Annotated in this window: 11 protein-coding genes; 3 read left to right on the forward strand and 8 right to left on the reverse strand. The window is 42.7% G+C overall.

Annotation, left to right across the window (positions count from 1 at the left end):
- Positions 1 to 50 precede the first annotated feature (50 nt).
- A complete protein-coding gene (locus MKZ16_RS31845) occupies positions 51 to 770 on the forward strand; it encodes a DUF4386 domain-containing protein (protein WP_076105119.1) in 720 nt (239 codons plus the stop codon).
- Positions 771 to 778: 8 nt separating this feature from the next.
- Here MKZ16_RS31845 and MKZ16_RS31850 read toward each other — a convergent pair whose 3' ends face one another.
- The 8 genes from MKZ16_RS31850 to MKZ16_RS31885 all read right to left on the reverse strand — a co-directional run bounded on the left by MKZ16_RS31850 (position 779) and on the right by MKZ16_RS31885 (position 11,800).
- Positions 779 to 1,363 (reverse strand): Crp/Fnr family transcriptional regulator, encoded by a 585-nt coding sequence (locus MKZ16_RS31850; RefSeq protein WP_036682333.1) that lies wholly within the window; start codon positions 1,361 to 1,363, stop codon positions 779 to 781.
- 14 nt (positions 1,364 to 1,377) lie between these two features.
- Positions 1,378 to 3,804: an RNA polymerase recycling motor HelD gene (gene helD / locus MKZ16_RS31855; RefSeq protein ID WP_076105120.1), complete on the reverse strand. Its 2,427-nt coding sequence runs from the start codon at positions 3,802 to 3,804 to the stop codon at positions 1,378 to 1,380.
- A 459-nt stretch (positions 3,805 to 4,263) separates the two neighbouring features.
- Entirely contained in the window at positions 4,264 to 5,850 is a 1,587-nt protein-coding gene (locus MKZ16_RS31860) for an ABC transporter substrate-binding protein (protein WP_036682336.1), read from the reverse strand.
- Between the two features lie 54 nt (positions 5,851 to 5,904).
- Positions 5,905 to 6,786, reverse strand: a complete 882-nt coding sequence (locus MKZ16_RS31865; RefSeq protein WP_036682338.1) for a carbohydrate ABC transporter permease — start codon at positions 6,784 to 6,786, stop codon at positions 5,905 to 5,907.
- A 40-nt stretch (positions 6,787 to 6,826) separates the two neighbouring features.
- Positions 6,827 to 7,747 carry an ABC transporter permease subunit gene (locus MKZ16_RS31870; RefSeq protein WP_036682339.1) on the reverse strand — a complete coding sequence of 307 codons (921 nt, stop codon included), beginning with the start codon at positions 7,745 to 7,747 and terminating at the stop codon, positions 6,827 to 6,829.
- A 195-nt stretch (positions 7,748 to 7,942) separates the two neighbouring features.
- Positions 7,943 to 9,523 (reverse strand): response regulator, encoded by a 1,581-nt coding sequence (locus MKZ16_RS31875; RefSeq protein ID WP_305953737.1) that lies wholly within the window; start codon positions 9,521 to 9,523, stop codon positions 7,943 to 7,945.
- A 5-nt stretch (positions 9,524 to 9,528) separates the two neighbouring features.
- Positions 9,529 to 11,265, reverse strand: coding sequence for a sensor histidine kinase (locus MKZ16_RS31880; protein WP_076105121.1), 1,737 nt, complete (start codon positions 11,263 to 11,265; stop codon positions 9,529 to 9,531).
- A gap of 100 nt (positions 11,266 to 11,365) precedes the next feature.
- Positions 11,366 to 11,800 (reverse strand): Lrp/AsnC family transcriptional regulator, encoded by a 435-nt coding sequence (locus tag MKZ16_RS31885; RefSeq protein WP_038573865.1) that lies wholly within the window; start codon positions 11,798 to 11,800, stop codon positions 11,366 to 11,368.
- 158 nt (positions 11,801 to 11,958) lie between these two features.
- Here MKZ16_RS31885 and MKZ16_RS31890 point away from each other — a divergent pair, with 158 nt between their 5' ends.
- Both MKZ16_RS31890 and MKZ16_RS31895 read left to right on the forward strand, forming a co-directional pair.
- Positions 11,959 to 12,423 carry a VOC family protein gene (locus MKZ16_RS31890; RefSeq protein ID WP_038573867.1) on the forward strand — a complete coding sequence of 155 codons (465 nt, stop codon included), beginning with the start codon at positions 11,959 to 11,961 and terminating at the stop codon, positions 12,421 to 12,423.
- 70 nt (positions 12,424 to 12,493) lie between these two features.
- Positions 12,494 to 12,772 (forward strand): hypothetical protein, encoded by a 279-nt coding sequence (locus MKZ16_RS31895; RefSeq protein WP_036682344.1) that lies wholly within the window; start codon positions 12,494 to 12,496, stop codon positions 12,770 to 12,772.
- Positions 12,773 to 12,793: the final 21 nt, after the last annotated feature.

Below are 12,793 nucleotides of genomic sequence, written 5' to 3' on the forward strand. Positions count from 1 at the left end.
CATAGTACTCCTAATTACAATGAAATAAAAGTCCTTTAGGAGGCTATCTTATGGCTATCTCAGAAAAAGACCTGTCGAATCAGCGCAAGTCCGCTTTAACAGCTGGAATATCACTGATCATCATGACCATTGCTTCATTTTTTTCATATGGCTTTGTCCATGGGACTCTTGTTGTGCAAGGCGATGCCAGTGCCACATTTATTAACATCGTATCTTCCAACAACCTTTTCAAAGGGGAAATCTTGGGCTGGATCATCATTATGATTGCTGACATTCTGGTCGCCTGGGCGTTTTATGTGTTTCTAGAAACCGTCAACCAAAATCTTTCATTACTCGGCGCATGGCTCCGTTTAACCTATTCCGCTATATTGGCAATCTCTATCTTAACCTTGATATTTGTGCTGCTGCTCACGGGAAACACAAATGGCTTTTCCACATTAACAATCGAACAAACTCAAGCATTTATGATGTTATTTCTGGATGCATTTCAATTCATTTGGTCTATGGGGTTAGTCGTTTTTGGCGGGCATTTGTTAATAGTGGGCTATGTGGCTTTAAAATCCGATGTCATTCCTAAAGTAATCAGCATCTTGCTGCTGCTTGCTTCAATAGGCTATATTATCATTCATCTAAGCAAAATGTTTCTCCCACAATATGAGGCAGTCATTACAACACTTAATTTTATTTTTACTATTCCTATGATTGTAGGAGAACTAGGCTTTGGGATATGGCTACTGCTTAGAGGTGGAAAAATCCCCAAAAGTGTATAACGATTTTGCTATTCATCACCGGAATGAACCCGCTTCTTAATTCTACTTAATGACTCTGGCGTAATCCCCAAATAACTGGCTAGTTGATGTTGGGGGACACGGGTAAGTAAATGAGGTCTTTTTTGTAACAAAGCTTTGTAACGTTCTTCTGGATTGGAAGCAATAAAGGAAGTCAACTCATCCTGAACCTCACCCAGGTTTTCCTCTACCATTTTGCGTATCATGGTTTCCAGCTGAGCGTGTTTATGGAGCATATCCTGTTCCGCATTAAGATCACCAACCACCAATATGCTGTCTTCTAGGCAGGTTAAGGTGTACGCTGAGGGTCTACTCTCTTGATGCCGATTAAAAATCGAAACCGCTTGCTCTTCCGTATAAAAATTAGATGTGACTTCTTTGCCCGATTCATCTACCGAGGACTGCCTCACACATCCCTTTAACACAAAAAAACATTTTGAGGGAACGTCTCCTTGTCTAAGGAGTACCGTTCCCTTCTTGTATTCCTCAATAGGAATACCTTCAACAATATCCTGCTGTTCCATTTCGTTAAGAGATGTAAATTTACTCATATACTTATACAATATGCTTTTCATTTATCTCTCCAATCTCATTGCACGACCTCATATAAAGATACCTCTAACGGCTGAATAAAGTGTGACCAATCACCCGTTGTGTACAGCAGAAGCCGATGCATCGCACGCGTACAGGCTGTATAAAAAAGCTTGCGTTCGCTTTCCCGATCATACGTCTGTGTGGAAGCATCATAAATCAGTACGGCATCGAATTCAACCCCTTTTGCGAGATAAGCGGGAATTACTAAAATGCCCTTCTCAAAAGTGAGCGTCTCCTTCGTAATAAGCCGCAGAGCTTCGCATCCTTGTTTCTTTAATTCTTCATAGGCCGCACGGCTTTCAGCTGCAGTCTTGGTAATAACGGCAATAGAGTCGAGCCCTTCAGCCATCAGCGCCGCGAGATCCTCTTTAATTCTTATCGCCCGCTCTACGTCGCTACTCGCCTTCACTAGGAACGGCTTCTCACCCTCTCTTTCAAAAGGTACGATCTCCTCATTAGGCAGCAACGCCTTCGTAAACTCCACAATCTGACGAGTTGATCGATAACTTCGAATTAGACGGATCAGGCTCGTTTCATCTTCCCCATAAAGCCGGATCAAAGGCGAATCCACCTCGTGCAAATTCGTTGCTTGCGGGAAAATCGCTTGGCCGAAATCGCCGAGCACAGTCATGCGCGCGCGGGGAAACAGCTGTTTGAGAAACGCGTATTGGAACGGCGAATAATCCTGGCCTTCATCGATAAACAGATGCCGCACCTCTGTGTTCATACGAGTCCCCTCGACAAGTTCTTTTAAATACAGGAATGGAGTCGCATCCTCGCAAAAGAGTTCATCGCGGCTCAGCTTTTCCTTCGTTTGCTTACAGATCCCCTGCCACTGAGCAGGCAACTCAGTCTCGTTTGTCATTCTCCGATAGATGGTTTCATCAATAAACAACTGATCGTATAACCCAATCGTATCTATGAACTTGAACCGTTTGACATCGCGTCTCAGCGGTTTAAAGTGCTCCTTCACAATCATGCGGCGCAGCAGTTCTTCTTCCTGCAGACCAAAGTCAAAAACATTCTCTTCCCCTTGATCCTGATTAGGAAAATCCCCATAGTTCTCAAGATACTGAGTCGTAAAATCAAAGACGGCTTCCTCCCGCCGATATTTCTTAAGTATCTCACTGTAGGCTTCGGCATACTGATCGGTATCGAGGTAATCGAGTTCATCTTGAACCCAGAATGCCTCCTGTTCCTGACGCTCCAGCGAAGCCAACTGACGCAGTAGCCATTCACGCAATAAAACGATGCGATTAGCCAAACGAATGGAGCTATCATAGCTGTAAAATTGCGATTCCATCTGCTCCGCAGTAATCAACTCGCGATCCCGAAAGCAGATACTATGAAACAACATCCCTTCCTTCCCTAACCACAACGCATAGTTTTGCAGAGCATGCAGAAAAGCTTCTGAAGCTTTATACTGCATGCCAGTTAGCCGCGCTTCATACTCTGGAGAAGCTTTGGACGTCAGTACATATTCAATCTGCTCGAACGGGTCCTCTAGACGAAGCGTAGATCCAAGCCAATAATCAATATACTCCTGAAAGGTAGTTTGCTGCATATTCTCTTCGCCAAGCTCGGGAAGCACCGTGGATACATAACTGTTAAACATCGGGTTAGGCGAAAAAAGAACAATCTGATCCGCCTTGAGCCTATCGCGGTGTTTATATAGCAAATAGGCTACCCGTTGCAGCGCTGCGGATGTTTTCCCACTGCCCGCAGCCCCCTGCACAATGAGCATACGACTACTATCGTTGCGGATAATAGCATTCTGTTCCTTCTGAATAGTCGCCACGATGCTCTTCATTTGTGAATCCGCACCCTTACCAAGCACCTGCTGAAGTAATTCATCACCGATCGTTAAGCTCGTATCGAACACGTTCTGAAGCTGACCCTGACGGATCTGGTATTGCCGCTTCAGCATCATCGTTCCCGAGATTTGTCCTCCCGGTGTATCGTAAGAGGCGGGGCCTGGCGAATGGTCATAATACATACTTGCAATAGGTGTCCGCCAGTCATATACCAGAAAATTCACACCTTCTGCATCGATGAAAGACGCCACCCCGACATAGATTTGCTCACTGGAGTTCAACCATTCTTCTTGAAAGTCCATTCGTCCAAAATAGGGCGACGGCAGCAGCCGTTTCATGTTCTTATAACGCTGCATCCGTTGGCGGTGACTACGCTCCCGTTCAGACAACAACGCTTCTTGCTGTTTTATACTGTAAAAGGTCTCCTCGAAATCCTCATGTGTGCTCGTATTGACCGTAACTTCCTCCCAAAACCGCTTGCGGATGTCCGTTACCTGTTCACGTAATCCTGTCACTTCCGGTTCCAGCTCGCCAATCTTTGATTGCAATTCTTCCGTGACCAAATCTAGCCGTTCCTGTTCTCGCTGCCAATCTTTTTCGTTTAACATTTTTACTAACACGCTCCTTTTCAAGGTTGTTATCAAGAAGCAAAAATACAAATTTGACAAACTGCTAATCCACATGGTATTATTAATGTATAAATAAGATGTAATAAATCTGTCTAAAATACACGGATTAACAGTGGTCTTCTCATATTATCACGTTATTTCGTTGTGCGCAAATTATATATTAAGAAGAACCGGCAGCTCATGCCGGTTCTTCTTTTTTATTCCTTTTCACAAAGAGTATCCGTTCTCCTGAGTTTACTGATTTTCAGCCTTTAAAGCAGACTTTCGGACTCCAGTGCAGCTATTCTTTATCCTGAGCTTCATTCTAGGCATGTTTTAGGCTGATAGCGACTGTGGGGTCCGCTGTGTCCGATAGCGACTTCACCCGCGGATGAGTTCAATTAAACAGGGAGACCTAACAGCCATTTGATGACTGTTAGGTCTCCCTTATTCCTTATCTTATTTGTTTGCCAAAAAAGCATCAATTTGAGTTTGCAGTTCGGTTTGGATTTTATCAATGCCAGCGGACTTCAGTTGCTTGTTCAGATCTTCAAGACCTTTATCGATATCTTTAATTACGCCGTATTCGAGCGGAATCGCATAACGGAGCATTACGTTACCAATGTTGGCAATTTCCGTTTTCACTTTGCTGTTATCGAATACAAAGGTTTCAAGCGCGTAGTGATAGACATTTGCTTCCCAGCCTTTAGCCAGATCGTTTGCTTCTTGCGGGAATGCTTCATTGTCACGGTTAAGTGGCGAGTTGAAGTTCCAGTTAGAGAAGCCCATAAAGTTCGGATTCTTTTCAAGTGCTTTATATTTGTCATCGCCAACCGCTTCGTAATGTACACCGCTAAGGCCGTACATCATCAGGTCGTGCAGTTCTTTATCATTTTGCATCAGATCGAGGAACATCAAGGAGCGTTCCACATTTCTGGAAGTAGCGTGGATCGAAGTACCGTTTTGTGTTGAAATTGCCACTGATTTCTTCTTGCCTTGGTTGATGTCAGCCAAAGCTACTTCATAAGGGGAATTCTCTTGGCGCATCAAAGCCATAAGTGCTCCAAGTGTTCCGTTGTTGTGTGTAATCGATGCTGTTTTGCCTGCTTTAAAATCGGCCTGATGATCATTTTTACTGTTAAGGACGTTTTTCGACCATGCATTGTTATCAGCAAGATCTTTGTAATATACGAGTAGATCTTTAAACTCTTGGGTTTCATATACGTTAAATACTTGCCCTTTTTCATCCGTCAATTTGAAAGCAAACGGAAGGTCGAGATCAAACATATTCCATTCGTTTTGCTGCTTCAGCAATACACGGTCCAAATTATGAAATTTCCAGTCTCCTGTTTCCGGAGTGAACGGTGTAATTCCTTTTTCGTTTTGCGCTATGGTTTTCAAGTAAGTGGCATACGCTTCTGGGCTGTTGATCTCAGGAAGATTGTATTTCTTACGCAAATCCTCACGGTACAAAATCAGTTTTTCAACGGATTCCCCTCTGTTTTGTGGAACCATGTACAGTTTGCCGTTTACTTTAGCCTGATCCCAGCTCACATCAGACATGGCTGCTAAAGTCTGCGGCATATATTTGGTAAGCAGCTCATCAGTCAATTCCAGGAATCCGCCTTTCAACGCCTGGTCATTGTAGCCAGCCCAGTTTGCCGAATAGATGAGGTCAAAATCTTCATTTGCTGCCAGCTTCAACGGATATTTTTGCGCCCAGTCCGACCAATCCAGGAACTCGCCCTCTACAGTAGCATTAATTTTTTCTTTCAGCTTTTTATTAATCTCAGCAAAAACGCTATCATAGTCTATCGGTTTAGGGCCAACAAAAATCATTTTCAGCTTCACTTCTTTTGAGGTATCAAGGGTGTCTGAGGTAGTTGCAGGTTCTGAGGTGTTCGTAGTGTCGCTTCCCCCCTCTGACGCATTATTTGTAGCCTGTGCAGAAGTATTAGCATTGTTGTTTCCACCACCACATGCACTTAGAATCATTACGAAGGTTAAAACGAGCGCTAGCATTATCAATCTATTTCTCTTCAGCATCTCAAGCCTTCCCCCTTGTGTTTAATTATATTGATAAACCGAGTTTCCCCGGGTTCATCCTTTCACAGCACCAATCGTCAAACCTTGGACAAAATACCTCTGCACGAATGGATAAGCCAGCAAAATCGGGCCAGTGGCCACAACTGTCATCGCCATTTTCAAACTCTCGGTTGGGATCGATGTCGTTACGACTGCCCCTGCACCCATCATCGCTTTGCGCATGCCATCCATATTGCCTAGCATTTTATACAAATAATATTGAAGCGGCATCAAGTTTTCATTCGATACAAACAGCAATGCATTGTACCAGTCATTCCAGTAGGCTAGTGCTAGAAACAATCCAATGGTAGCTAACGCCGGCTTGGATAGCGGCAGGATTAGACGAGCATAGATCTTAAAGTCGCCTGCACCGTCAATTTTTGCTGATTCTACAATCGCTTCCGGAATGCTGCCCATAAAAGACTTCATAACAATGATATAAAAGACATTGAGCATCATCGGAACCACTAAGGCCATCAGCGTATCCTTCATATGCAGGTAGTTGACCATAAGCAGATACCACGGAACTAAACCGCCGCTGAACAAAGTCGTAAAGAAAAAGAAGAATGAAAATTTATTGCGCCACTTAAAATCTTTTCGGGATAGCGCATAAGCAGTCATCGAAGTCAGAAACAAGCCAAGCACCGTGCCGAGTATAGTAACCCCTATTGTCACTATATAGGCTTGAATCATCTGTTCGGGATACTTAAACAAAATGCTATAGGCCTCGGTTGAGAAGGCCGTCGGTATAAATTGATAACCATCCGTTAGGATTTTGGTTTCTTCCGTAAAGGATGAAGATACGACAAGTATAAAAGGGAAAATACATAAAACTGAGAGAAAAATCAGGGACACATAACCAATACCTGAAAATATTTTACGATCGAGCTGCTTCATATCGTTACCTCCATTATGAAAGACTTAACTCCTGATACGATTAGAACAGAGCGCGGTCTTTGTCGTATTTACGGACAGCATAGTTCACTGACATGATCGTCGCAAAGCCAAGAACGGACTGGAAAACACCAGCTGCAGCTGACATGCCGATATCATTCGAAGTAATCAGTGACCTAAATACGAAAGTGTCGATAACGTCTGTCGAGGAGAACAGCAAGCCGTTGTTGCCGATCATATTATAGAACATCCCGAAATCACCACGGAAAATATTTCCGACCGCCAGCAGCACCAGAATAATAATCGTCGGATACAAATTTGGAATGGTTACTTTCATAATTCGCTGAAAAATATTAGCCCCATCAATTTCGGCCGCTTCATACATTTCTGTATCTATCCCCGTAATCGCAGCCAAGTACATTACCGTTCCGTATCCGAGACTTTTCCATGCAGAAACTATAACCAGGATATACGGCCAATAGGAAGGCGTATTATAAATATCGACAGGCTGGAGTCCGATACCTCTGAGCAAAGCATTCACGGTGCCAATATCATAATTGAGCAGGTTATAAGCAATCGCTCCGACAACGACCCATGAGATAAAGTAAGGCAGGAACAACGCCGATTGTGTGATTTTGCGGAACCATTTACCACCGACCTCAAACAACATAATCGCTGCAAAAATTTGCAAACTGTTATTAACGACGATAAACGCAATGTTATATAGTGCTGTATTTCGTGTTACCCGCCAAGCATCGCCTGATTCAAAGAAAAAGCGGAAGTTGTCGAGTCCGTTCCAGGCACTTCCAAAAATACCGCCCGCGTAATCGTAATGCTTGAAGGCAATAATAATACCCGCCATCGGGACGTAGGCAAACAGAAGGAAAAAAGCAACCGCCGGAGCCAGCATCAGCAAGAGAACCCTGTAATTTTTCAAATCGCTCCAAAATGTATGCCCTTTCATCTTTGCACCCCTCTCTTCTCTATATCTCTCATTATAAAAGGGCGAAGACGCTTAGATAATTCAGCGAAACAACTAAACATAATACTAATTCAACGATTCGACAAAAAAAGGTTAGCGGATAAACCAAAAACACCCGGCAGCGATTCTCCAATAACAGAAAAATCATCGCCGGGTTTTCATTTCACCGCTGTTTTGTTAGATTTTATTTTTCTTCCGGTACTCGCCGGGCGACATGCCCATGTAGTGCTTGAACTGTCTGTTAAAATAAATAATATTTTTATATCCGGCTTGTTCCGCAATCTCATACACTTTCTTAGTCGGATCTTCGAGCAGCTCGCATACCCGTTTCATCCGTAATTCACTTAAAAAATCGCTGAATAAACTGTTGGTTTCAACCTTGAACAAATGACCCAGATAGTTAGGCGTAAAATCGAAGTGGGCGGCCACTTCGTTCAGCGTTATTTTTTGATCTAATCTTTCTTTCACATATTCCGTGATTTCATCAATTAACTTCCGCTTTTGTCTTTGCCGTTTCAAATAAAGCAGCTCCGACAACTCAAAGAACCTTCTTCTCAGCCACGAGAGAATATCATGCACCGTTTCGAACTGAAACAGCACAAAGGGATGATGCGAATCCCAATTTAAAATCTCGTATAGATGCTCGTTCATTTGCTGCAGATCGGCATGAAGCTTGGAGGTAATTCGAATAATGATATCGTAGATGTCGTTTTTCTGGGAGAGCGGACTGTCCCCGGCAAACAGCTTCAGCAAACAATCATCAATGGTGGTAAGGTCGTAGTCGAGCATCGCTTTAAGCATCCGGTCCACAATAACCTCTAAATCTGAGGCGATTTTTTCCTTCGGGCTCCATTCCGAAGCATCTTGGATGATTCTGTTTTTCCCAACAATCCATTTAATACTTAAAGCAGCCTGAGCTTGCCGATAGGAATCATGCAGCTTACCCAGTTCTGTTGTGTACATCCCTCTTCCAATCGTAATTGAACAGGAGAACTCCTGATAGAATGACCGAATGAGCTCTTCCATCAAAGCGGTAAAATATTGTTCCTGAACCGCAGCTAGGATCACAAAATGATAGTCATAGGTTGTGATGACCATGCCTAAATTTTGATCTTGCGCGAACTTCCGGATAAACTGATTAGCTGCGCTGCTCCATAAACTCCGCTCTTCTTCCGTCCAAGTTTGTATTTTCCGTGCCATATCGTCGATCTCGACGATGGCGACCGCCGACGCGCCTTGTAAGTATGACGTGAGAACGTTGTGAATGTGCGTCTCGACCTGCCCCGGGGCAGTCTCGTTAAACCAGCGCAGCAGCAGCTCCTGATTCACAAGCGTCAGTGTTTCCGACAAGGAAATATGCTGCTTCCTCTCCTTCTCAATCTTGGCGCAGAGTTCAGTCAGCGTCTTATTCAACTCGTCATCATCGACGGGTTTAAGCAAATAACCGGAGGCATTTAATTGAATCGCCTCTTTGGCATAGTTGAAATCCTGATGTCCGCTAATAAAAAGCAGATGGACCTCAGGGTTAATCTCCTTCGCTTTCCGGGCAAATTCCACACCTGACATAATCGGCATGCGGATATCGGAGAGAATAATATCAACGCGGTGCTGCTCCATCATTTTTAAAGCGGAAAAACCGCTCGTTGCCGTTCTCACGCTATGCAAAGGCAAATGATCACTGCCCGCCACCCGCCGTCTCAGCCATTCCAAATCGATCACTTCATCATCCACCAGCAGAACGTTGATCTCCATCGCCATACTATTTACTCCCCCATAACTTCCCGGATTTCCGCATTATCCACCGGTAAGATAATTTGAACGGTCGTTCCTGCCCCAAAGTAACTGCCGATATGAATGCCGAAATCATTGCCGTATCTCAGCTTGATTCGTTCCTCCACGTTTCTCAGTCCATAGCTGCTCGAATGGAATGAGCTCGAACGCATATTTCGCAGTGTGTCCGCCCGCATACCAATTCCGTTATCGATAACCTTAAGCTCGATGCGTTCACCCAGCCGTTTTCCGGTAATCCGGATCGCAATCGTCTCCCCAAACCAAGCATGCTTGAATATATTTTCTACAAATGGCTGCAAAATCAGCTTGATGATGGGAACCTGTAAAATATCAGGATCAATATCATAATAAACCTCAAAAGCATCGGCATACTTTACCCTCTGAATTTCAAGGTACATCCTTACCTGCTCCAGCTCTTTTTCAAGAGAGATATAGACATGTCCTTCATTCAAGGTGAGGCGATAGAATTTAGAAAGACCTTGTACCATCTGTGTAACCTTCTCAACTTCGCCCAAATTGGCCAAGCTGCCAATGGTCGACAATGTATTGTACAAAAAGTGCGGACTGATCTGAGCTTGAAGCACATCCAGTTCTGCTTGCTTTTTCTGAATACCTTGCTCATAGACGTTCTGGATCAAGTCCTGGATGCTAGTCGCCATCTGATTAAAACTATTAGCAATGTAGACAAATTCATCGTTCCCGGCAAACCCAATTCTTTTATAAAAATTCCCTTCCTGAAACGACCGGACCAAATATACGATTCGCTTAATTTTTTTGCCTGATATGCGGGCAACGAGGAAGCCGATCACCGCCATGACTAAAAAGCTGATCAAACAAACAGTGGTGATCACCTTCTGCATTCGGCTAGCATCTTTATTTAAGTATGCATGCGGCACCCGTACCTCGATAGCATAGTCAGACAACGGAATATCTTCACTAATGATCAGATAAGCATCTTGCTTCGCATGTTCATCGACAATACCTTGTTCATAAAGCGTTAATCCACTAACCCTATCCACTAGGCGAAGGTCTATGCCCTGTTCAATTGGAAAGGTATCGAAATTGCCAAAAAGCTCGTCAATTCTCGCCGTGACGCGAATATAACCAATAATCGACGGGCCTCCCTTGGAAGAAACCAGCTTGCGGAAATACGAAATATTGCTTAGTTCACTGTCGCTGTCCGCCTGAAGCCACAAGCTGTCTTTGTTATTGGCAACGATCGACTTGAACCATTCCTTATTTTCAATAACCTGATCAGAAAGAATATAATAATCGCTTCTACCGATAGGTACAGACATATCATCACCGGGGATTTCAAGCATCGTCTCATTCGCGGTATAAAGCACAAGTCTCAGATTGTTCCCATACAATTGCAGAGGGGCTTTCATATAAGGAACGATGTCATCCCTCATTTTGAGCATGTTTTCCAATGCATCTCCCCTAAACTGCAGAGCATTCTGAAAATTCGTATTGAGAAACAGCGAGTTAGTCATTCGTTTGATTTCATCTGTCTGATATTCGATATTGTTCCTCGTCTGCTTCAAAGCTGTCCGGACATTCGTTTCCGCCATTTCCGTTCTGGACTCTACGAGCATCGTATAAGCTATATAACCCACCAATACATCTGTCAGCAATACTAGAATGAGGTACGGTATCATCATCTTATAGGTGAACGGAATATACTTTTTACTAAATAAAAACCTCTCCATACCCATGCTCCCTTGTATCCGAGTCAATGCTAACGTTGTTTTCATCCATTCTACAATGGAATGAAAGCGGTTACTAGATATTGTGTTTGGAAAATGGGCTTTAGAGCAACACCCTGTTTTCCAATATATTTTTCAGACTGATATGAGATTTTGAAGGTCCAAACTTTATAAGGTTGTCTTGGAATTCAGCTAACTCCTCAATCGACGCGGTTTGCACCTTTATGAGATAATTATATTCACCGCTAATCCGATATAAATCGGTAACTTCCATAGCATTTTTGCAAAAATCCGTAATCTCTTGGCAATGTTCTGTTTTTAATAGAATAAACGTAGTTGTGCCCCGATCCAGATCTCGTAGATTAAAAGCTGTATGATACCCAGAAATGATATTCCTTTCCTCCAGTTTGATCATTCGTTCTTTAACAGAGGGTTGTGACATCGAAACCTCTTTGCTGATTTGTGAAATGGACATTCGGGCATTGTACTGAAGTAATTGCATAATCTTTTTATCAATGTCATCTATAAGTTGTTCCATAGCAAGCGCCTCCTAAACTCATTTTATAAAATAAACTGATTCCACTAAAATACCTTAAATTTAATAACCATATTACTACAAAACACTTATCTTATATATATATCTCATATTTTAATACAACTATAATAAATATATATTAAAGTTGGGAGCGATTATAAATGAGTGTAAAAGGCCTTGCACATGTAGCGATTCAAGCCAAAGACTATAAAGCAACTATTTCTTTCTATATTGACGTTTTAGGATTTAAGCTAGGTCATCATTGGAGTCTGCCATCCTTTCAGATCAAAGAAGCCTCCATGCTGATTTCACCTGACCGCAGAACCTGCATTGAGATTTTTGATAATGATGCAGTCATCGCCGCTCAAGGAAAAAAAGCCTTGTCTGATGAAGATATAGCGCACGGAGCGTTATTACATCTTGCCTTCTATGTAGATAATGTAGAGGAGATGTATCAAAAAGCCCTGGCACATGGGGCAAAAGCTTTTATAGCACCGGACTCTCTGTCTCTGGGCGAACCGCCTCTTCTAATAAAAAACGCGATCATTCACAGTCCCAATGGAGAAGTTATTGAATTTCTTGAAGAGGTTGATTTTGATATTTCCAGCAAAGTTCATGTAGAATAAACGCTAGGGAGGGTTATGAATTATAAAACATACCATTCTCAGTAAAAAGTCGCTTTTCCTCTTAATTTTTTTGATATTTCTTATAGGAGTCTACTTTTTATTCTTTGGACTTCCGTGGAAGTCTCTGGCTTTAAAAAAGCAATTTGAAATCTATTTAGAAGATAAATATCAAATCGATTTCCAGCTGGGTAAGATGGATTTTGATTTTATACATCGCACTTACCTTTCTTATGCCCATCCAGTAAATGATCCCACTCTGATTTTTTATGTAGGTCAAGATATTGAAAGCAAGGAAATTCAGGATCTTTATAAATATCAAGTTGATAAACGAAATGCTGGGAGAAAGTAAGAGAATTTGAAGCCAACTTCT

Origin of the sequence: Paenibacillus sp. FSL R5-0928 (assembly GCF_037970385.1) — a bacterium.
In the GTDB taxonomy this organism is placed as follows: Bacteria; Bacillota; Bacilli; order Paenibacillales; family Paenibacillaceae; genus Paenibacillus_AQ; species Paenibacillus_AQ odorifer.

Excerpts from the sequence above, each read along its gene's own strand:
- MKZ16_RS31885 (WP_038573865.1), bottom strand. The coding sequence starts at position 11,800 with ATGGAACAACTTATAGATGACATTGATAAAAAGATTATGCAATTACTT.
- MKZ16_RS31875 (WP_305953737.1), bottom strand. The coding sequence starts at position 9,523 with ATGGCGATGGAGATCAACGTTCTGCTGGTGGATGATGAAGTGATCGAT.
- MKZ16_RS31865 (WP_036682338.1), bottom strand. The coding sequence starts at position 6,786 with ATGAAGCAGCTCGATCGTAAAATATTTTCAGGTATTGGTTATGTGTCC.
- MKZ16_RS31890 (WP_038573867.1), top strand. The coding sequence starts at position 11,959 with ATGAGTGTAAAAGGCCTTGCACATGTAGCGATTCAAGCCAAAGACTAT.
- MKZ16_RS31860 (WP_036682336.1), bottom strand. The coding sequence starts at position 5,850 with ATGCTGAAGAGAAATAGATTGATAATGCTAGCGCTCGTTTTAACCTTC.
- MKZ16_RS31850 (WP_036682333.1), bottom strand. The coding sequence starts at position 1,363 with ATGAAAAGCATATTGTATAAGTATATGAGTAAATTTACATCTCTTAAC.
- MKZ16_RS31845 (WP_076105119.1), top strand. The coding sequence starts at position 51 with ATGGCTATCTCAGAAAAAGACCTGTCGAATCAGCGCAAGTCCGCTTTA.
- helD (WP_076105120.1), bottom strand. The coding sequence starts at position 3,804 with ATGTTAAACGAAAAAGATTGGCAGCGAGAACAGGAACGGCTAGATTTG.
- MKZ16_RS31880 (WP_076105121.1), bottom strand. The coding sequence starts at position 11,265 with ATGGAGAGGTTTTTATTTAGTAAAAAGTATATTCCGTTCACCTATAAG.
- MKZ16_RS31870 (WP_036682339.1), bottom strand. The coding sequence starts at position 7,747 with ATGAAAGGGCATACATTTTGGAGCGATTTGAAAAATTACAGGGTTCTC.